This is a genomic window from Candidatus Frankia alpina, assembly GCF_902806485.1.
Lineage (GTDB): Bacteria > Actinomycetota > Actinomycetes > Frankiales > Frankiaceae > Frankia > Frankia alpina.
Genome location: NZ_CADCWT010000041.1, coordinates 1 through 18,746, shown reverse-complemented (window position 1 = coordinate 18,746; position 18,746 = coordinate 1). Strand labels below are relative to the sequence as shown.

Sequence of the window (18,746 nt, the reverse complement as noted above, 5' to 3'; positions counted from 1 at the left end):
CCGAGCTGGGTGCCCGCCCGGCGGCGCAAGCGTGATGACCGTGGCGCGGTTCTGCGGAGCACCATGATCATCAGTTTGGGGGCAGGGCCCGCCGGTGGGGAGTGCCCCACTCTGCGGGAGGGGGTCGTCCCCCCACCGAGTTCGGCTGCTGGCCGGATGGGGGCGGGGTGCCTGGCTCCCTAGCATGATCGATATGGCTCTACGTCCTCACGACACACGTTCCCGTGACGAAACGATCACCGCGCCGAGGTCCGCGCCGGGACGCTCGCCGCAGCGGCGGACGACTGCCGCCCTCGCGCTCGCACTCACCGCCGCCGGCGTCCTCGGCGGCGGCGCAGCCACCGCCACAGCGTCTTCCGATGCCGCCGCGTCGCCGTCGCCAACCGCGGGAGCCGCGGACCGCGGTGGTGTGGTGACGGCCGAGCGGCTGAACGTGCTGTCGGCGGCGCAGGTGCGGGCGGTGCTGACCGTAGCCGAGTTCGACGCGGACCCGGCGATCCTGCGCTCGGGGGTGGTCAGCTATCGGCTCGTCTACCGCACGATCGACCCCCACGGGCTGCCGACCACCGCCAGCGGCCTGCTGGCCCTGCCCGCCACCGACACCCGCCGGCTGCGCGTCGTCTCCTACACCCATGGCACCGAGACCGCCCGCGCCGACGCCCCGTCGACGGCGACGGCCCTGGCCGCCGACGGCTGGGGCCAGGCCCCCGCCCTCACCTACGCCGCGGCCGGCTTCGCCGCGGTCGCCCCCGACTACCTCGGCCTCGGTGTCGGGCCGGGCCTGCACCCGTGGATGGACGTGCCCTCCGAGGTGACCGCGTCGTTCGACCTGCTGCGCGCCACCCGGTTGTTCCTGGCCACGCAGGGACGCACGGTCGACCCGCGGGTCCTGGTGACCGGCTTCTCGCAGGGCGCCTCGGCGGCGACGGGCCTCGCGACGGCGCTGCGCTCCGGCGCCGACCCCGCGCTGCGCCTCGGCGCGCTCGCGCCGGTCAGCGGCGCCTACGACCTGCGCTCCGTCGAGCTGCCGGCGCTGCTGGACGGCCAGGTCGAGTGGCCCTACGGCGTCGGCTACACCGCCTACCTGCTCGTCGCGTTCAACCGGCTGCACCACCTGTATGACACGCCCGCCGAGGTGTTCCGTGACCCGTCGGTCGAGGCGTTGTTCGACGGTGAGCACTCCGGCGAGCATCGACGCCCTGCTTACTCCCCACGGCGCCGAGCTGGCCCACCATCCGCGGGGCCGGTTCGCCGCGGCGCTGGCGGTGGCCGACGCGACCTGCTCCACGCTGCCCGGCCCCCAGTCGCCGCCCCAGCCGGTGCCGGTGCTACGTCGGCGGTGCGGACACCCAGGTTCCCCGGGCGAACAGCGAGCACTGCCGCACGGCGCTGCGCGGGCACGGCATCGACGCCCCGATCGTCGACCTCGGCGCGGGCGTCGACCATCTCGGCTCCAACCGGGCCGGCACCGCGGCCGTCGTCCGCTGGTTCCTGACCCCCGGCGGCCCGCGCTGAGGCCGTACCCCGGCGGGTCGTGCGCCGGCCGGGGTGCGGCCGGGACCTGTATACGGCCACGCCGGCCACGCCGGCGGCGCGATCGAGGTCCGTGGGGGAGGCGAATGTGCCAGGCTCGACGGATGACGTCTGCCGTCGCGGAGCCACGTGGAGGGCGCGCGCCGGCGGCGGTGCTGTTCGACATGGACGGCCTGCTCGTCGACACCGAACGGCTGTGGACGCGGGCGCAGGAGGACCTCGCCGCCCACCTCGGCGGCGTCTTCACCGCCGAAATGAAGACGGCGCTCATGGGCCGCGGCCCGGACACCGCGCTGCACCTCATGCTGTCGCTGCTCGGGGTGGATGGATCGCGCTTCGCGGAGGCGGCGTTGGCGTCGGGCTCGGGCTTGGCGTCGAGGGCGATGCGGCCGTCCTCGCCGTGATCCGGGCGGCGTGCCCAGAACAGCGCGTGACCGCTGCTGCCCTCGGGGACGAATCGTTCGGACTCGACGACGAGGCCGGCCGCCGCGATCCACGACCGGTAGGTGGCGGCGTCGGCCTGGCTCCACCACATCGGCTGCCCACTGCCGAGCCAGTCCTGCTCGACGCCGGTCCACGCGTGCTGGCCGGTGATGGCGAGCAGCCAGCCGCCCGGCCGCAGCCAGGTGGCGATCCGGGCCAGCAGCGCCGGTTGTTTCCGCAGCGGCATGTGGATCAGCGCGTACAGGCTGATGACGGCGTCGAAGGCGGCGGACGGGAAGTCGACCTCGGTCGCGTCGGCGTGCAGGAAGGTGGCCGCCGGCATGAGCGTGCGCGCACGTCGCACCTGTTCGGCGCTCAGGTCGACGCCGGTCACCCGGCGGCCCGCGGCGTTCAGGGCGCGTGCCACCGGAACGCCGCAGCCGCAGCCGACGTCGAGAACCGCGCCACCCACCGGCAGGCGGGCGAGCAGGTCGCCGATCCAAGGTTTGTAGGGTCCGGCGTCGTCATCGTCTCGCCGGTAGTGGTGGGAGATCGCGTCGTAACTGCGACGCACCAGGTCCGTGGGATCGTGTTCGATCACGCCGAGGAAGCTAACGCCCCACCAGCGCCGCGGCGACCCGTTTTGGCGGATGGGGCCGGGCTCCGCTCAGTGGGACAGGGTGGCGTGCATCTCCCAGACCAGGACCTCGGCGGGCGCGACGCCGGTGAGCCGCTGGCCGCCGACGCCGGTGAACCGGACCGCGTCACCCTCGTGCAGCGGGCCGGACCCTTCTAGGGTGACCTCGCCGCGGGCGACGAACAGGTGCAGGTACGGGGCGTCGGGCAGCGCCACGCTCTGCCCGGCGCCGAGCCGGGCGACGTGCAGCGCCGCGTGCCGGTTGCGGATCCGGATCGCGCTGGCGCCGTCGTGGCGTGCCATCCCGGAGGCGACGGGGACGAGGCCGCCGCCGAGGAGCTCGCCGTCGATCTCGAGCTGCTCGTAGCCCGGGGTGATGCCCTGCTCGTCGGGGACGACCCACATCTGGACGAAGTGCACCGGCTCGTCGTGCGGCTCACCGCCACCGGCGAGGCGCCAGGCGTCGTTCTTCTCCGAGTGCAGGATGCCGCGGCCGGCGCTCATCCGCTGCGCCAGCCCCGGGTAGATCACCCCGGAGTTCCCGGTGGAGTCCTGATGGACCAGCGAGCCGCGCAGCACCCAGGTGACGATCTCCATGTCGCGGTGCGGATGGGTCTCGAATCCGGCGCCGGCGCGCACCGTGTCGTCGTTGCTGACCAGCAGCAGCCCGTGGTGGGTGTTGGCCGGGTCGTAGTGGTGGCCGAAGGAGAAGGAGTGCTTCGAGTCCAGCCAGTCGATCTTCGTCGCCGGGCGCGCGGCGGCGCGGCGGATGTCGACTTCTCGCTGCGGTGTCACGCTGGCCATGATGGACCCTTCCCATCTTCATGACGTGTCATTAAGCTAGATGACATGTCAAGCAGATCTGGGGGCGGCGCATTCCCGGCGGGGCCCGTGCGGTGGCTCGACGAGCGGGAGCAGCGGGTCTGGCGTCGATACCTGCTGATGGCCAGCCAGCTCGCCGCACAGATGAACCGCCAGCTCGCCGCCGACGCGGGGCTCTCACTGGCCGACTACGAGGTCCTCGTCCGCCTCACCGACGTCCCCGCCGGGCGTCTTCGGGTGACCCGGCTCGCGCACGATCTGTCCTGGGAGCAGAGCAGGCTCTCCCACCATGTCGCGCGGATGGCGCGCCGTGGCCTGGTCGCGCGGGAGGAGTGCGCCGACGATGGCCGTGGTGCCCTGGTGGCGCTGACCGAGCACGGGCGGACGATGATCGAGCACGCCGCACCGGCGCATGTGGCCTTCGTCCGGGCCAGTGTCTTCGACGTCCTCACCGACGCCCAGGTGGACACCCTCGACGCCATCCTCGGCTCGATCCTGCCGGGTCTTCTCCCCGACGAGCCCCGGACGCCCCGGTCGGCGCACGACGCCGAAACCGATCAGAACACCTCGGCCGGTCACGAGACCTCGTCCGGTCGTCGTACGGTTCAGCGGGGTGACCGGGATTGAGCTGCGTCTGAGGCTGCGCCGAGTCCCGTGGTGCGCTCACGGATGATCCCGGCCTCGCGCAGGTTGCGCTGATGGTGCGAGAACGTCGCCTGGCCGCCCAGGCATAGCCACCGGCCTGGGCGAGGGGCGCGGTCCGGAACGGCGGTTCTGCCGGACGGCGAAGCCCGGGACGGAACGGCCGTCGCGGCCGAGCGGGATCCGGGTCGGCGGCGCGGGAGTGCGGTTCCGCAGAACACCATGATCGTCGGGGCGGGGGTGCAGTGCGGTACGGAATGCACGGTCTGTGAGGCCAAACCGTGCAGAACGCACCGCAATTGGCCCCGGTCGCTGGGCTGACAGAGCTGCTTCAGATCTGGCGGGAGATCATCGCCGCCGATCTGACGGCTGCCGGCCGGTGGGGTCGGTCCGCCCTGACCGCGCCGGCAGCCGGAGGTGACGAGGCGACGCTGCCCGGATGCGGGTCGGTCAGGCGGTGGACTGGGGGAGGGATGCGTCGCGTCGGTCGAGGAGGATGCGGGCCAGCTTCGCCGGCTCGCTGATCATCGCGTTGTGGCTGGTGTCGAGGCCGACGATCTCGTCGACGCCACCGAGGGCCTCGATGGAGCGGCGCTGGGTGGCAGGCGTCTGCGCGCGGTCGCGCAGGGTCAGGATCCAGGTGCGGGGCACGGAGCGGTCCAGGTCGGTGCGGTCGGTGGGTTCGATCGTCACCGCGGTGGACTCGCCGTAGAGTCGGGACAGGCTGAACGCCCGCTGCTCGCGGGACATGCCGTTGCAGAACGAGTAGCGGGCCAGCAGCCGGGGCATCGGCGCGGCGGGCCGGCCGGTCGCGGCCTTGCGGCGGGCGACCCAGCCCAGAATGCCGGGCACCGTGTCGACGATCGAGCGGCCCTGCGGCGGCACGGCCGCGCCCAGCAGGATCATCCGGCGCACGCGCGCCGGGCCCAGCCGTGCGACGACGCCGGGCACGGTCAGGCCGGCCATCGAATGGCCGACGATGATGAACTCGCCGAGGCCGGCGGCGTCGATCTGCGCGATCGTGCTCGTCACCCAGTCGGCGACGGTGACCGTGGCCAGGTCGGCGGGCGCCGAGCGCCGGCCGGGCAGGTCCACGGCGAGGACCGGGGTGCCCGGCGCCTGTAACCCGATCTCGGTGACGGTGGGTTCCCGACAGTCCCCGGCGTGCTGACCGCCGTGCACGAGCACGATGCCGACGTCCGCCATCCCCGACCTCCCGTATCCGTCCATCCCGGTCAAACGTGAGAAGACCCTAGATGATCTGACGTTGGCGTCAAGAGGTGCGGCGGTGGGCAGGCCGGTGGCGGCATCCGGCGCGAACGGGTCGTAACGTGACGGCCGGGGTGTCCGCATCGCCGGCCGGGCTGGCCGCACAGCGCGCGACGACGCGCGACGACGCAGGACGACGGGACGGGAACGGGAGCGCCGATGCCGCTGTGGCAGCAGGCCGCGGTCGGGGCCGGGGCGCTGCTGGCGCTGGCCGTGGTGGCTCGGGTGGTGCACCGGTGGTGGCCGCGGCGCGGCGTCGAGCTGGTCGCCGCAGCGTCCCGGGAGGCCGGCACGATCCTCGGCCTGTTCACGCTCTGGCAGATCGCCCGCATCCTCGGGGTGACCCGGGTCGCCGGCGGCATCGAGCGCGCTGAGTGGATCTGGCGGGCCGAGCAGTGGCTGCACCTGCCGAGCGAGGTCGCCATGGAGCGGTTCATGCTCGGCCACGAGGGGCTGCTGCGGGCGGCGAACGACTTCTACGGCTGGGTGCACTTCCCGGCGATGGACCTGTTCCTGGTGTGGTTGTTCGCCCGCCATCGCCGCGCCTACCCGTCGGTGCGCACGACGATCGTGCTGTTCACCGGCTTGTCGCTGCTGTTCCACATGTTCCTGCCGGTGGCGCCGCCGCGGATGCTGACCTCCGTCGGCTTCGTCGACGAGGCGGTGCTGCTCGGCCAGTCGGTGTACGGCGAGTTCGGCAGCGGGGTCGCCGCGCAGCTCTCGGCACTGCCGTCGGTGCACGTGGGCTGGGCGTTCCTCATCGCCTACGAGGTCATCCGGATCAGCCCGAGCCGCTGGCGGTGGCTGATCGTCCTCCATCCGGTCGTGACGACCCTGGTCGTCGTCGTCACCGCGAACCATTTCTGGGCCGACGGCATCGTCGCGGTCGTGCTGCTGGTGCTGGCCGAGCTGGTCGGCCGGGCGCTGACCCGCGCGCTGCGCCGGCTGCGCGAGGGGATCCGCGCCCGGCGCGACGCCGACGCCGAGGCCGGGCGGGGACGCCCAGAGGCCGCTCCCGCTCCCGCCCTCGTCACGGTCCCGCCTCCCGCCGCCGGCCCCGGCCCGACGCCCACGGTTCGGTAGCGCGACCGGACCGGCGGGGCGGTGGCGTGCCGGTCAGCCGCCCACGATGGCGCGCCCGCGCAGGTCGGCGATGTCGGCCGCGCCGTAGCCGAGGTCGGTGAGGATCGCGTCGGTGTGCGCGCCGGCGTGTGTGAAGCCCTTCGGGCTTGTCGCGGAGCGGGAGAACCGGGTGGTGGGACCGGGGCGCAGGTGGGAGTCGAACACGTCGCTGTGCACCGTCACGCAGTACTCGTCCGCTGCGGCCGGTTCCACCTGGATGATCGTCTGCTGGGAGCGCTGGGCGACCTCGACGCAGCCGACACCGGCCGCGGTGAGGTCGCGTTCCCAGTCGGCGGCCGGCCGGGTGCCGAACGTCTTCGCCAGCACGTCGGCGAGGGCCGCCTCGTGCTCGGCCCGGCCAGCCGCGGTCGCGAACCGCGGGTCGGCGTCGAGGTCGGCGCGAGCGCCGGGGCCGGCGCCGGAGTCGGCGTGGGCGGCGAGCGCCGCGGTGAGCCGCGGCCACTCCTTGTCCGCCAGGGCGGCGGGGAACACCCAGCCGTGCGCCGCCGGGTAGATCCGGTAGAGCGCGCAGGGGCCCCAGGCGTCGTCGTCGACCTCCCGCGGCGCGGGCTTTCCGGGGTAGTCCACGACCTGGTCGAGGATGGCGTGCATGGCGGTCGCGAGCATCGTCGCCGTCAGCGCGCCCGTGGCCCGGCCTCGCGCCCTGGCGACGAGGCCCAGCAGGATCGCCGAGGCGGCGCCGAGGGCGGCGATGCCGTCGGCCTGCACCGGCACGGCCGCCGCGGCGGCGAAACAGCGCACCGCGCCCGTCTTCTTCTGCGCGACCGTGGTCACCGCGCTGCGCACGCCGGGGGCATCGGTGAGCGCCAGCCCGCTGGCCGCGCCGATCGCCGGGGCGTAGGCCGGCCGGTAGCCGTAGGGCCCGTCGGTGCCGTAGCCGGGGGCGTTGACGTAGACCAGGTCGGGATTGAGGGCGCGCAGCGTCGCGGCGTCGCGGCGTCGATGCCGGCGCGTTCGGCCGCGCCCGCCCGGAACGCCTGCAGAACCACATCGGCCCGCTTGGCGAGTTCGTGGACGATTGCGCGGCCCTCGTCGGTGGCGAGGTCGACGCACAGGCTCTCCTTGCCCTGCATGACCTTCGCGCCGCCGGATTCGGGGAAGCCGCCGACCCGGCGGATCGTGTCGCCCGCCAGCGTCTCGATCTTGATGACGCGGGCGCCGAGGTCGGCCAGCAGGGTCGCGGCGAACGGCCCGGCGAACATCAGCCCGAAGTCCAGCACGGTGATGCCGGCCAGCGGCTGCCTGGTCGCACCGTCCTGCGGCGGCGCGGCGACCGGCGACGGAGCTGTGGCCGGCGACGGCGTGGCGGTCGGGGCGGCGGCGGGGATGGGGGCGGCCGGCTGGCCGAGGCGGGGCGCGGGCGCGAGTTCGCGCAGCGGCCGGCCGTCGTCGTGGACGAGGGTGGAGGGCTGCACGACCGGGCCGAGCTCGGGGTCGGTGACGGTGACGGTGACGCGGCGCCCCTCGTGGACGAGCTGGGGGTGGGCCAGCGCGTCGGAGTCCCGGCGGAACGGTTCGGCGGAGATGTCGCCGTTCGCGGCGAAGACCTCCTCCCATTCGGCGAGGGTCCGTTGCCCGACGCGCTCGATCATCAGCTCCCACAGCTCGGTGCGCAGCTCCTGCGTCGGCAGGGCGGGGATGCCGGCCCACTTCGGGTCAGTGAACACCTCCGCCAGGCCTAACTCCCGCATCAACGCGACGAACAGCCGCGGCTTGACCTGCGCGAACTGCAGCCAGGTGCCGTCCTTCGTCGGCGCGGTCAGCAGCGGGTACACCAGCGGCTCCTGGATCTCCCCGGCGGCGTTGAACGCGTTGACGACGGTGAACGCCTCAGGCCAGCGGATGCCGACGATCTCGGTGTAGAAGTTCCAGGTGTCCAGGGCGCCGACGCCGCGGGCGAGGTCGGCCTCGACGCGCTGGCCCAGCCCGCTGGCGTCGCGTTCGAGCAGGGCGGCGAGGATGCCGTGCACGGCGGTGTGCGCCGCGCCCCAGGAGGCGAACGGCACCGACACGTACGCCGGCCCGCGCCGCGCCATGATCGCCTCCTTGACGTGGAAGACGCCGAGCTTGGCCAGGACCAGCCCCTCGTAGCCGGGCAGGTCGCGCCACGGGCCGGCCGGCCCGAAGCCGGTGATCGATGCGCTGACCAGCCGCGGGTGGGCGGCGGCGAGGTCGGCGGCGGTCAGCCGCAGCGCCGCGAGCGTCGCCGGCCGGTAGGCGGTGACCAGGACGTCGGCGTCGGCGAGCAGGGCGTCGAGCTCGTCGCGGCCGCCGTCGGCGCGCAGGTCGAGCACGACGCTGCGCCGGCCGCGGCCGAGGACCGGCCAGTCGACCCGCCGGCGCAGCGCGCTGCCGCCGGGCGGCTCGACCAGTACGACGTCGGCCCCGGCGTCGGCGAGGAACAACGTCGCCAGCGCCCCGGGCAGGCTGCCTGACAGGTCGACGACGCGCAACCCCGCCAGCGGTCCCTGGTCGGTCTGCCCCACGTCGAAAGTGGTCTTCGTCACGCCGTTCTCCTCGTCCACGCGATCACCCGACACCTGTGATGTGGATCCTAGTACACTAGGTAATCGAAGAGAGCTTCGTTGGCGTGCCGGTGGAGGGCTCGGCCGCGCGGCCAGGCCGGGTCAGTGGGGCTGCTGCGAGGTCGCCGCCTCGGGACGCAGGTCGGCGAGGGTGAGCCGATGTGCAGGGGGGTCGGGCAGGACGGTCACCGAGCTCACCTGCCCACCGGAGCCGACGTGGACGAGTTCGCCGGAGTGCAGCGGACGCCAGTCGGGATGATCGTCCATGGGCTCGCTGGCGACGACGACGGCGGGCGCGCTCGCCAGCTCCGCCGCGTGGACCCGCGTCGCCCCCGCGGCGTCGCAGTGCCGCAACGGCTGGCCGCCGGCGGGCCGCCGCAGCAGGAACAGGCGGTTGGTGTCCGGGTATCGCAGCGCCCACAGGTCCCCGGCGGCGATCAGTACCAGGTTGATGCTGTAAACCAGCAGGTTGGCGGCCACCCAGCGGACGGCGGCGGTGATCCCGCGTCCGACGTCACCGCCGGCGGCGTCGATCTCCCGGGTGATCAGAGCGAAGAGGCGTTCGGAGTCGGTGTCGCCGGCCACCCGCGCCATCGCGGCGCCGAGATGCGCCTGCAGGATGTCGAGGTCCTCGATCACCCCGTTGTGCGCGAACAGCCGGCCGTCCTGGCGGAACGGGTGGGTGTTGCGCGGCGCGAGCCCGCCGGTGGAGGCGTGCCGGACGTGGGCGACGAACGTCGTCGACCGCGCCTGGCGCGCCTGCGCGGCGAACTGGCGGTCCTCCCAGGCGGCGATCGGCTGGCGGAACAGCTCGGCCCAGCCGTCGGCGTCGAAGTAGCCCAGGCCCGTGCCGTCCGGGTTGCGGTGGCTCTGCTCGTCGAGGCTGTCGGGGGCGTCGAGCAGCCAGAACGTGGCCCGGGTCCGTCGCGGGGCCCCGGTCAGCCCGAAAAGTCGGCACATCGGCGCACACCCTTCCTTGATCCTTCTCCCGGCCTGATCCGGACCGCCTGCTGATCTGTTCTCGCATCGTCCGTTCGCGCGTCGTCTTCCTACTCGGGAGGCGCGGGTGTCGGACCCGCGCTCAGGCGCATCCAGTCCTGGTGGACGACGCAGCGCCCGGCGCCGGCGCGCTTGGCGGCGTACATCGCGATGTACGAGGCGTTGAGCAGGCGATCGGGGTCGGTGAGGCCGGGCCCGGAGATCGCCACCCCGGCGCTGGCGGTGATGGTGATGGTGATGGTGCTGCCGTCGATTGCCACCGGCTCGGCCAGACAGGCCAGGACCCGCGCGGCGACCCGCTCCACCGTGTCGACGGACTCGATCCGCGTGCAGAGCACGGCGAACTCGTCGCCGGCGAGGCGGGCGACCACGTCGCACGGTCGCACCGCGGCGCGTAGCCGGCCCGCGACCGCGCGCAGTAGCGCGTCGCCGGCCAGATGCCCGTAGGTGTCGTTGACCGCCTTGAAGCTGTCCAGGTCGACGAACACGATGCCGGTGCGCCCCACGCCCGCCCGGCCCTCGCCGTCCCCCTCCCGGTGGTCCGCCGCCAGGCTGCTGCGCAGCCGCTCCAGCAGCGACGCCCGGTTGGGCAGGTCGGTGAGCATGTCGTGCTGCGAGCGGTAGCGGATCTCCCGCTCGGCGGCGAAGCGGGCCGCGGCCGCACCGAGCACGCTGGCCACCGCCGCCATGAAGCTGCGTTCGGAGTCGTTGAAGGCTCCGACCCCCGCCGGCAGGACGGTCCCTGGGGAGGTGTAAGGGGGCCCGGTGGCGCCCGGGGGCCGCAGGACGGTGACGACCGCCGCGGGTTCGCCGCGCAGACCTATCGGCTCGGCGAGGGTGCACCAGCCGTCCTGCCGCGGGTCCACCTCGCCGCCGGCGGTCGCCGACTGTGACCCCGCGGGTCCGCGCAGGGCCTCCTGGGCGACCGCGGCGGCCACGGTCCGCGACACCGACGGGCCGTCGGCGGCCACCACGCCCAGCGCGCCGGTATCCCCGTCGACCTCGTGCAGGGTCGCCGTCGCCCCGAGATGCTCGGCGAGCACCGCCGTCGCCCGGCGCCACAGCACGGCCGGCTCGAGGGTGACCAGGGCCTGGCGGGCCAGGTCGGCGAGGTGGGCCTGCGCGGCACGGGCGTTTTCCCGCTCGGTGATGTCGATCGTGATGGCCGCGACCAGGCTGACCTGGCCCCTGGGGTCGCGGATCGGCATCACGTGCAGGTCGAGGTAGCGGCCGAATGCGCCGACGATCCGCGCGCCGGGCTCACCGGCGAGCCCCCGGCGCAGCATGGCCGTCGGCTGCGGATGATCGGCGAACACGTCGAACACCGACGCCGACTCGGCGGCGGCGAGGCCCGCGGCCTCCTCGGCCGTGTGCGCGCCCACCCCGAACACCGAGCGGCCCGACTGGTCGATCAGCAGCATCGACACCGGGCTGTGGTCCAGCACGAGCCGCAGGTACCGGTTCGCCTGCTCCTGCTCGGTGACGTCCTGCACCCGGCTGACGACCCGCGGTCCGTCGTCCCCGGGCACCGCCGTGGCGACGATCAGCACCGGCACCAGCGACCCGCCCGGGCGGACCAGGCGCACCGCCAGCGGCGGCTCCGGCGCCGTGCCCGTAGCCCGGCCGCGCACCGCAGCGTGGGCCGGGCCTGGTGGGAGGTGGGCGAGCTGATGGTGGTGGTAGTCCCGCAGCCGGGCGGCGTCGCCGGGCAGCAGGTGGTCCGCCAGCCGAGAGCCGATCAGCGCGGCCCGGTCACGGCCGAGGATCCGGCTCGCGGTGTCGTTGACGTCGCTGATCACACCGTCGGACGCCGTGGTGGCCAACAGGCCGATGTCGAGACGTTCCAACAGGCAGTCGGTCACGTCCAAGGCGGGTCCGGCGGGCCTCCCTCCGTCGAGCGACGCGGATCGCGGCACCCGTTGGGCGTACCCGGTACCGGTGGCCGGAATCGTCGTGAACGGGCCGGTCACAGCCCTGTCGTCACCCAGCCGGTGCTGAGGCGCGGCGCTGCCCGCCGTTGGCGCGCCGACGCCCCAGGTCGACCTCGCGTCGGGCGAGCGGGCCGGCCGTCAGTCCGTAGCGGCGGACGGGCTTCGGGGGTCGCCGGCGGGTCCGTCCACAACCGACCCTAGAAGCTGAACCCACGTTGAGGTCAACCTCCCGGGTCCGACCTTCCTTCCAAGATAATCAACACCGTTGACGTGCTGTCCTGTACCTATTTGATCTTGAAAGCAGGGTCCTGCTGGGTGCTTTGCGGTGCGAAGTGCACGGTGTGCCGCGGAAAACCGTACCCAGCGCACCGCAATCGCCGTCCCGCCGTCCCGCCGGCGGTGGAGGCGGTGGAGGCGCTCCGTGGTCGCCCTTGCCGAAAAAGTGATCTGACTGACATGGCTAACTGTTCCTACTAGGTTCACGGCCTGGGGGAGTTCGGGCAGCAGTGGTGCGCGGCGAACAGGAGCGGACGATGAGCAGACCGTTCGAGGGCGTGAGCGTCGTCGAGATCGCCGGCTGGACGTTCGTGCCCGCCGCGGGCGCGATCCTCGCCGACCTCGGCGCCGACGTCATCAAGGTCGAACCGCCCACCGGCGACTGCGCAACCTGCTCAACCAGGACGACAGCGGCCCCAACCCGTTCCTGGAGATCCCCAACCACGGCAAGCGCAGCGTCACCCTCGACCTGACCACGTCCGCCGGCCGCGAGCTGCTGTTACGCCTGGTCGCCGACGCCGACGTGTTCCTCACCAGCTACCTGCCGGCGTTACGCACCCGCCTCGGCATCGACGTCGACGACCTGCGGGCCGTCAATCCCCGGCTGGTCTACGTGCGCGGCAGCGGCTGGGGCAGCCGCGGCCCGATGGTCAACACGGGCGGCTACGACTCGGCGGCGGCCTGGTCCAGCTCCGGCACCCTGCACAAGCTCACCGGCGCCGACGACGACGATCCGGTCGCCCAGCCGGCCGCCTTCTACGACCTGCAGGGCAGCAACACGATCGCCGGCGCCGTCGCGATGGCCCTCTACCGCCGGGAGCGGATGGGCCAGACCGCCGTCGTCGACGTCTCCCTGCTCAACACCGGCATGTGGGCGCTGGGCGCGGACATCGCCGCCGCGCCGTTCACCGGAGAGGTGCCGCGGGCCGACCGCCGCGCCCCGGGAAACCCGATCGCCAACTACTACCGGACCAAGGACGGCCGCTGGATCAACCTGGTCTGCCTGCAGGCCGACCGGTTCTGGGACGAGCTGTGCCTGGTCCTCGACCGCCCGGAACTCGTCGCCGACCCGCGTTTCCTCGACGCCGCCGCCCGCTTCACCCACAACCGCGCCTGCGTCGAGGTGCTCGACGGCATCTTCGCCGAGCGCACCCTCGACGAGTGGCGCGAGACCCTCGCCGGCTTCTCCGGCGTGTGGGCGCCCGCGCTGACCCCCGCCGAGGTCCACGACCACGTCCAGGTCCGGGAGAACGGATACCTCTCCGAGCTGACCGCCGAGGACGGCACGCCGTTCCGGGTGGTCGCCCCGCCCTACCAGTTCGACGGCGAACCCGCCCGCGCCCGCGCCCGCGCCCCCGACCTCGGCGCCGACACCGAGCAGGTGCTGCGCAACCTCGGCCTCGACGCCGCCACGCTCGACGACTACCGCGCCCAGGGCGCCTTCGGCTGAGCCCCGCCGGCCAGGTACGGCAGCCGTTCCAGGGCGGGCGGTAGGCGGTGTCTGGGGCGCGCGGTGTCTGGCAGTCAGGGGAACAGGACCCGCGCGACGTGGTCGGTGTCGGCGTACTCGCGGACGGAGCTGATGCGTCCGTCGCGGACCTCGAAGATGCCCAGACAGCGGTTGTCGTACGGCTCGCCGTTCGCGGCGGTGCCCCGGGAGGTCCAGGTGGCGACGACCCGCGGGCCCTCGGCGATGACGTCGGTCAGCTCGATGAGCAGCGGCGCGCCGGCCTGTAGCCGCCCGGCCATTCCGCCGAGGAAGTCGTCGACGATGCGGTCGCGTCCCCGCCACTCGCCCGAGATCGGCAGGCTGCCCGGGTAGTACCAGGCGGCGTCGGCGGCGAAGCTGTCACGGATCATCGCCGCGTCGCCGTCGCGAACTGCCTTTACGTAGCGGACCACCACTGCTCGGGCGTCGCCGCCCGCCGGGCCGCCTGGCGGCGGGTCGGCGGTCACAGGGTCGGCCGGGTTCGAGGTCACTGTTCCTCCAGGGTGAGAACGGCGTTGCCGCGGATGCGACGGTTGCGGAGCTGGACGAGAACGTCGGCGGTGTCGGCCCAGTCGGTGACGAGGCCGATCTCCGGGTGCAGCCGGCCGGTCGCCACGAGCCGGACCAGGGTGACCAGGTCGTCGGCGAGAGCGACGTCGGAGTCGAGGTAGTGGAAGTGGCGGATGGCGGCCGACTCGGGTCCGGCGAAGAAGTCGAAGAAGTCGAGGGTCACCGGGGTGCGGCTGGCCTGACCGAACCAGATCAGCGTCCCGCGGGCGGCGAGCCGGGCCAGCGCCCGCGGCAGCGCTGGGCCGCCGGTCGACTCCAGCACCAGGTCGAACGGGCCGGGCGCCGCGTCGACGTCGTGGACGATGCCGGCGGCGCCGAGCTCGACCAGCCGCCGGCCGCGTTCCGGTGACGCGGTGACCGCCGTGATCTCGGCGCCGGCCGCGGCCGCCAGCTCGACGACGTAGTGCCCGACCCCGCCGGAGGCGCCGGTGAGCAGGATCCGCCGGCCTGCCACGGCCCCGGCGGTGCGCAGCAGCCGCAGCGCGGTCAACCCGGCCAGCGGCAGCGCGGCGGCGGTCGTGGTGGCCACGGCGTCGGGGATCTCGGCGAGGGCGTCGGTCGGCACGGCCACGTACTGCGCCCAGCCGCCGGCCGACGGATGGGCGACCACTCGGGCGCAGGCGGCGGGCCCCGACCCGTCCGCGGCCGCCTGCACCACAAGTCCGGCGATGTCCTTACCCGGCCGCCAGCCGGCCGGTGGCTGTTCCAACCGAAACGTCTCGCCGCGGTTCACGCAGTACGCGGCCACCTTGACCAGCGCCTCGTGCGGGCGGGGCATCGGCGGGTCGACGTCGGCGCGGGTGACGGTGGCCGGTTCGGCGGGTGTCATGGCGAGCATGCCGGCCAGCGTGCCGGCCGACCGTCGGCGCCGGCCAACAGCCGTCCGTCCGCCTTGACAAAAGGCGGTGGTCGGCCATGGTGGGAGCCGTGGATCTCGACCTGAGGCAGGCGCGGGCGTCCGTCGCGACGGCCGAGGAGCTGCATTTCGGCCGGGCGGCCCGGCGGCTGTTCCTCACCCAGCAGGCGCTGTCGAAGCGGATCGCCCGGTTGGAGGACGCCCTCGGTGTCGCGCTGTTCCACCGCTCCGGCCACGCGGTGGAGCTGACCGGCGCGGGGCGGCGATTCCTCGAACCGGCCCGGGTGGCGCTGCGGGCCGGCGACCAGGCCGTCACCGCGGCCAGAACGCAGACCCGCCCGCTGCGCGTCGACGTGTGGGGCCACCTGTACGGCCCGATGCGCACCCTGCGCGCCGTCCTCGACGACGCCCCGGCGCTCGCCGTGGAACTCGGCGCCAGCCGTGACCTGCCCACCGCCGTCGACGCACTGATCCGCGGATCGATCGACCTCGGCTTCGGCCGTGTCCACGCGACCGCCGAGCGCGAAACCGTCGGTATCAGCATCGCCGATGCCGTCACCGATGGCATCGGCGACGGCATCGGTGGGGGCGAGCGCATCGGCGAGGGCCTCGAACCGGCGCTCGCCCACCGCTCGTCCGGCTGGAGCCGCTCGACGTGGTCCTGCACCCCGCCCATCCGCTGGCCGGCGCCGGGCAGCTGCGTCCCCCCGAGCTGTGTGGCAGCGTCCTGTGGTGCCCAGCGGCCCTCGACCGGCTTGACTTCCTACGCCGCTTCGCCGACCGTTTCGGGATCACGGCCGAGGCGGCGGCGGCCAATCTCGGCCTCGAACCGTTGCTGGAACGGCCCCGCGCCGACCCGCGCTACGTCTGCCTGCTGCCCGCCGACCTGCCGCTGCCCGCCGACGCCGGCCTGCGGTCGGTGCCGCTGGTGGACCCGACGCCGCTGTACGCCTGGTCGCTGCTGTGGCGGGGCGAGCCCTGCGCCACGGGCCGCGCCCTGCTGCGCGTCTTCGCTGAGACCGCCGCCCGCCGCCGCTGGCTGGAGCACACCCCCGGCCGCGACTGGCTCCCCGGCGCCGACCAGGAGCAACTACGCGTGGTATGAGGTCCCCTCCCGTCGGGCGCGACGGGTACAGGGGCCAAAGCGGGTACAGGGGCCGGAGACCATACGCCAGGAAGGCGGGAACATGACCCAACTCGGCAATCAGCGCCCTGCTCCCGAGTCATGGCCCGCGATCGACACCGGCGCCGCTGAGCGGATCTTTCTCGTCGGCCTGATGGGCTCGGGGAAGTCGACGGTGGGCCGGGCGCTCGCCGACCGGCTCGGCCGGTCCTACCTGGACAATGACGCCCTGCTCCAGCAGCGGACCGGGCTCGACGCGCCAGCCCTGGCCGGCCTGGGCCGCCAGGCCCTGCACGCCCAGGAATCGGGCCAGCTACGCGCCCTGCTCGACACCCCGGCGCCGTACGTCGCCGGGATCGCGGCCAGCGTCGCCGACAATCCCGACGACCTGGCCCGCATCGCCGCCGCGGGCCGCGTCGTCTACCTGCGGGCGAGCCCGCGGACCCTGGCCCGTCGGGTCGGGCGCGGCCAGGGCCGGCCCTGGCTCGACGGCAATCTGCTGACCACCCTGACCCAGATGTTCGCCGCCCGCGACGACTCCTACCGCCGCGTTGGACACGTCGTGGACACCGACGGCCGTGACCCGCACGAGCTCGCCCGCCTGGTCAGCGCCGACTGACTGGCGCCGACTGACCGGGGAAACGTAGCGCGCAGGCTCCGTCGTTCGGGGTGGGTTGTGCGAGCGGGGCATCGCCGGAGAGCCGGGCTCAGTTCCCCTCCATCGCGGGCAGGGCTTCGGCCAGCCGCTCGCGGGTGCGAGCGCCGACCAGCGCCACGATGTCCTCGCCCTGCCCGGCCACCCAGGCGATGGCCAGCTGGGCGACCGTGCACCCCTTCGCCTCGGCGACCCGGCGCAGCGCCTCCACGAGGGCGAGGTTGTGTTCCACGTTCCCGCTGGAGAACCGCGGGCTGAAGCCGCGGCCGTCGCCGGGGCCGGCGGTACGCCCGGCGGACCAGTGCCCGAAGATGAGACCGCGGCTGAGGACGCCGTACGCGGTCAGGCCGATGCCGAGCTCCCGCAGCGTGGGCAGGACCTCCACTTCGACCGCGCGGGAGATCAGCGAGTACTCGATCTGCAGGTCGGCGACCGGATGCACGGCGTGTGCCCGGCGGATCGTCGCCGTATCGACCTCCGAGAGGTCGAGGTGCCGCACGTAACCGGCGTCGATCATCTCCTTGATCGCGCCCACGGTCTCCTTGATCGGTACCGCAGGGTCCAGCAGGGAGGGGCGGTAGATGTCGATGTGGTCGGTGCCCAGCCGGGTCAGCGAGTAGGCCAGGAAGTTCTTCACCGCCTCGGGACGGCCGTCATGCCCATCGCACCCAGGCCCAGCGCGGAAACGGCCGGACCGGTGCTGCCTAGGGTTCGCCTCTGCATCGCGTTCTCCTTCGTCGTCGATCTGCCACCCACCTTGTCGATCTGCCACCCACCTTGCGCCCGAGCCGCGACGTACAGGAGCGGAGCGTTCATCATGGGAGAGGCGCTCCCTGGATCGGCCCGTCCCCGGCGAGAGAGCATGGGGCGGTGCAACGTGACCAGCTCGCCGACTTCCTGCGCCGCCGCCGGGAGGCGATCCGCCCGGCCGAGGTCGGCATCGCCGACGGCCCCCGGCGGCGCACCAGCGGCCTACGCCGGGAAGAGGTGGCCCTGCTCGCCGGCATGTCGGTGGACTACGTCGTACGCCTCGAGCAGGGCCGCAGCAGCCAGCCCTCGCCCCAGCTGCTCGGCGCGCTGGCCCGGGCGTTGCGCCTGTCCGACGACGAACGCGACCACCTGTTCCACTTGGCCGGCCACCGGCCCCCACCCGCCGGCAGCACGGCCCACCTGGCCCGCGCCGGCCTGATGCGGATGCTCGATCTGCTCGGCGACACCCCGTCCCTGGTCATGTCCGACCTGGGCGAGGTCCTCGCCCAGAACCGGGCCGCCATCCTGCTGCAGGGCGAGCACACCGGCTTCTCCGGCGACCGCCGCTACGTCGCCTACCGCTGGTTCACCGACCCCGCTGCCCGCGCCGTCTGCCCGTCCGGGGAGCAGGAGTACCACGCCCGCCAGCTCGTGGCTGACCTGCGCGGCCGCCGGCCGCCGGTCCGGCGACCCCACGGTCACCGGCCTCGTCGACCGGCTGCAGGCCGCCAGTGCCGACTTCCGCCGGCTCTGGGCCGAGCACGAGGTGGCGGTCCGGCGCGCCGGACCGCAAGACCTTCCTGCACCTGCGGGTGGGCAGCCTGCGGATGGACTGCGAAACCCTGGTCACTCCCGACCAGGGCCAGCAACTGCTGGTGCTCACCCCGGCGGACGCCGAGACCCACGAGCGGCTGGAACTGCTGCGCGTCCTGGGCACCCAGGAATTCCCCACGGGGACAACGAACACGCCCCCACGGTAAAGCGGCCGGCCACGGGGCACCGACGCGTTCTCAGCCCTCGGGTGGATGGCCGGCGGCGGGCAGGCCGAGGGCTCGGATCACCGCCGCCGCATCCGCCATGCCGCCGGCCTGCTCGGGGGTGAG

Annotated in this window: 14 protein-coding genes and 6 pseudogenes; 10 read left to right on the top strand and 10 right to left on the bottom strand. The window is 73.7% G+C overall.

Annotation, left to right across the window (positions count from 1 at the left end):
* Positions 1-193 precede the first annotated feature (193 nt).
* Positions 194-1,495 carry an alpha/beta hydrolase family protein gene (locus G6R25_RS07360; protein ID WP_235947698.1) on the top strand — a complete coding sequence of 434 codons (1,302 nt, stop codon included), beginning with the start codon at positions 194-196 and terminating at the stop codon, positions 1,493-1,495.
* Between the two features lie 142 nt (positions 1,496-1,637).
* Positions 1,638-1,883, top strand: a pseudogene (locus G6R25_RS07355) (HAD family hydrolase); the annotation flags it as partial.
* Positions 1,884-2,065: 182 nt separating this feature from the next.
* On the opposite strand, the pseudogene G6R25_RS26420 reads toward G6R25_RS07355, so the two are convergent.
* Positions 2,066-2,428 (bottom strand): annotated as a pseudogene (locus G6R25_RS26420) (class I SAM-dependent methyltransferase); the annotation flags it as partial.
* Positions 2,429-2,623: 195 nt separating this feature from the next.
* Positions 2,624-3,397 (bottom strand): pirin family protein, encoded by a 774-nt coding sequence (locus G6R25_RS07345; RefSeq protein WP_163552360.1) that lies wholly within the window; start codon positions 3,395-3,397, stop codon positions 2,624-2,626.
* A 45-nt stretch (positions 3,398-3,442) separates the two neighbouring features.
* Between G6R25_RS07345 and G6R25_RS07340 the strand changes: the two genes are divergently transcribed.
* Positions 3,443-4,042 carry a MarR family winged helix-turn-helix transcriptional regulator gene (locus G6R25_RS07340; protein WP_163552359.1) on the top strand — a complete coding sequence of 200 codons (600 nt, stop codon included), beginning with the start codon at positions 3,443-3,445 and terminating at the stop codon, positions 4,040-4,042.
* Between the two features lie 465 nt (positions 4,043-4,507).
* On the opposite strand, the gene G6R25_RS07335 is transcribed toward G6R25_RS07340, so the two are convergent.
* Positions 4,508-5,263, bottom strand: coding sequence for an alpha/beta fold hydrolase (locus G6R25_RS07335; protein WP_163552358.1), 756 nt, complete (start codon positions 5,261-5,263; stop codon positions 4,508-4,510).
* 222 nt (positions 5,264-5,485) lie between these two features.
* Between G6R25_RS07335 and G6R25_RS07330 the strand changes: the two genes are divergently transcribed.
* Positions 5,486-6,409, top strand: coding sequence for a phosphatase PAP2 family protein (locus tag G6R25_RS07330; protein ID WP_163552357.1), 924 nt, complete (start codon positions 5,486-5,488; stop codon positions 6,407-6,409).
* A 33-nt stretch (positions 6,410-6,442) separates the two neighbouring features.
* Here G6R25_RS07330 and G6R25_RS31285 read toward each other — a convergent pair whose 3' ends face one another.
* The 4 genes and pseudogenes from G6R25_RS31285 to G6R25_RS07315 all read right to left on the bottom strand — a co-directional run bounded on the left by G6R25_RS31285 (position 6,443) and on the right by G6R25_RS07315 (position 11,963).
* Positions 6,443-7,522, bottom strand: coding sequence for a CoA transferase (locus tag G6R25_RS31285; RefSeq protein WP_268904101.1), 1,080 nt, complete (start codon positions 7,520-7,522; stop codon positions 6,443-6,445).
* Positions 7,474-8,955 (bottom strand): annotated as a pseudogene (locus tag G6R25_RS31280) (CaiB/BaiF CoA transferase family protein); the annotation flags it as partial. The pseudogene G6R25_RS31280 and the gene G6R25_RS31285, both read right to left, overlap by 49 nt.
* 141 nt (positions 8,956-9,096) lie before the next feature.
* Positions 9,097-9,954 carry a class II glutamine amidotransferase gene (locus tag G6R25_RS07320; protein WP_163552356.1) on the bottom strand — a complete coding sequence of 286 codons (858 nt, stop codon included), beginning with the start codon at positions 9,952-9,954 and terminating at the stop codon, positions 9,097-9,099.
* An 89-nt stretch (positions 9,955-10,043) separates the two neighbouring features.
* Positions 10,044-11,963, bottom strand: coding sequence for a sensor domain-containing protein (locus G6R25_RS07315; RefSeq protein ID WP_235947696.1), 1,920 nt, complete (start codon positions 11,961-11,963; stop codon positions 10,044-10,046).
* Between the two features lie 494 nt (positions 11,964-12,457).
* Here G6R25_RS07315 and G6R25_RS07310 point away from each other — a divergent pair.
* Positions 12,458-13,650 (top strand): annotated as a pseudogene (locus tag G6R25_RS07310) (CaiB/BaiF CoA transferase family protein).
* Positions 13,651-13,724: 74 nt separating this feature from the next.
* Here G6R25_RS07310 and G6R25_RS07305 read toward each other — a convergent pair.
* Together G6R25_RS07305 and G6R25_RS07300 are read right to left on the bottom strand one after the other, a co-directional pair.
* Positions 13,725-14,180 (bottom strand): nuclear transport factor 2 family protein, encoded by a 456-nt coding sequence (locus G6R25_RS07305; RefSeq protein WP_205446947.1) that lies wholly within the window; start codon positions 14,178-14,180, stop codon positions 13,725-13,727.
* On the bottom strand, positions 14,177-15,097 hold the full coding sequence (locus G6R25_RS07300; protein ID WP_163552355.1) for a zinc-binding dehydrogenase: 921 nt from the start codon (positions 15,095-15,097) through the stop codon (positions 14,177-14,179). The genes G6R25_RS07305 and G6R25_RS07300 overlap by 4 nt, the downstream gene beginning before the upstream one ends.
* Positions 15,098-15,174: 77 nt before the next feature.
* On the opposite strand from G6R25_RS07300, the pseudogene G6R25_RS30205 reads away from it, so the two are divergent.
* From G6R25_RS30205 to G6R25_RS07290, 3 genes and pseudogenes are all read left to right on the top strand, one after another.
* Positions 15,175-15,318: pseudogene (locus G6R25_RS30205) on the top strand (LysR family transcriptional regulator); the annotation flags it as partial.
* Positions 15,319-15,770: 452 nt separating this feature from the next.
* On the top strand, positions 15,771-16,220 hold the full coding sequence (locus G6R25_RS25055) for a type 2 periplasmic-binding domain-containing protein (protein ID WP_205446948.1): 450 nt from the start codon (positions 15,771-15,773) through the stop codon (positions 16,218-16,220).
* A gap of 82 nt (positions 16,221-16,302) precedes the next feature.
* Positions 16,303-16,857 (top strand): shikimate kinase, encoded by a 555-nt coding sequence (locus G6R25_RS07290; protein WP_163552354.1) that lies wholly within the window; start codon positions 16,303-16,305, stop codon positions 16,855-16,857.
* A gap of 88 nt (positions 16,858-16,945) precedes the next feature.
* Here G6R25_RS07290 and G6R25_RS07285 read toward each other — a convergent pair whose 3' ends face one another.
* The gene (locus G6R25_RS07285; protein WP_473246881.1) at positions 16,946-17,665 is read right to left on the bottom strand and encodes an aldo/keto reductase; all 720 of its coding nucleotides are present in this window, start codon (positions 17,663-17,665) and stop codon (positions 16,946-16,948) included.
* Between the two features lie 98 nt (positions 17,666-17,763).
* Between G6R25_RS07285 and G6R25_RS30200 the strand changes: the two are divergent.
* Together G6R25_RS30200 and G6R25_RS31275 are read left to right on the top strand one after the other, a co-directional pair.
* A pseudogene (locus tag G6R25_RS30200) lies at positions 17,764-18,400 on the top strand (helix-turn-helix transcriptional regulator); the annotation flags it as partial.
* A 70-nt stretch (positions 18,401-18,470) separates the two neighbouring features.
* The gene (locus G6R25_RS31275; protein WP_268904102.1) at positions 18,471-18,623 is read left to right on the top strand and encodes a hypothetical protein; all 153 of its coding nucleotides are present in this window, start codon (positions 18,471-18,473) and stop codon (positions 18,621-18,623) included.
* Positions 18,624-18,746 lie beyond the last annotated feature (123 nt).

Excerpts from the sequence above, each read along its gene's own strand:
- G6R25_RS07360 (WP_235947698.1), top strand. The coding sequence starts at position 194 with ATGGCTCTACGTCCTCACGACACACGTTCCCGTGACGAAACGATCACC.
- G6R25_RS07345 (WP_163552360.1), bottom strand. The coding sequence starts at position 3,397 with ATGGCCAGCGTGACACCGCAGCGAGAAGTCGACATCCGCCGCGCCGCC.
- G6R25_RS07340 (WP_163552359.1), top strand. The coding sequence starts at position 3,443 with ATGTCAAGCAGATCTGGGGGCGGCGCATTCCCGGCGGGGCCCGTGCGG.
- G6R25_RS07335 (WP_163552358.1), bottom strand. The coding sequence starts at position 5,263 with ATGGCGGACGTCGGCATCGTGCTCGTGCACGGCGGTCAGCACGCCGGG.
- G6R25_RS07330 (WP_163552357.1), top strand. The coding sequence starts at position 5,486 with ATGCCGCTGTGGCAGCAGGCCGCGGTCGGGGCCGGGGCGCTGCTGGCG.
- G6R25_RS07320 (WP_163552356.1), bottom strand. The coding sequence starts at position 9,954 with ATGTGCCGACTTTTCGGGCTGACCGGGGCCCCGCGACGGACCCGGGCC.
- G6R25_RS07300 (WP_163552355.1), bottom strand. The coding sequence starts at position 15,097 with ATGCTCGCCATGACACCCGCCGAACCGGCCACCGTCACCCGCGCCGAC.
- G6R25_RS07290 (WP_163552354.1), top strand. The coding sequence starts at position 16,303 with ATGACCCAACTCGGCAATCAGCGCCCTGCTCCCGAGTCATGGCCCGCG.
- G6R25_RS31275 (WP_268904102.1), top strand. The coding sequence starts at position 18,471 with ATGGACTGCGAAACCCTGGTCACTCCCGACCAGGGCCAGCAACTGCTG.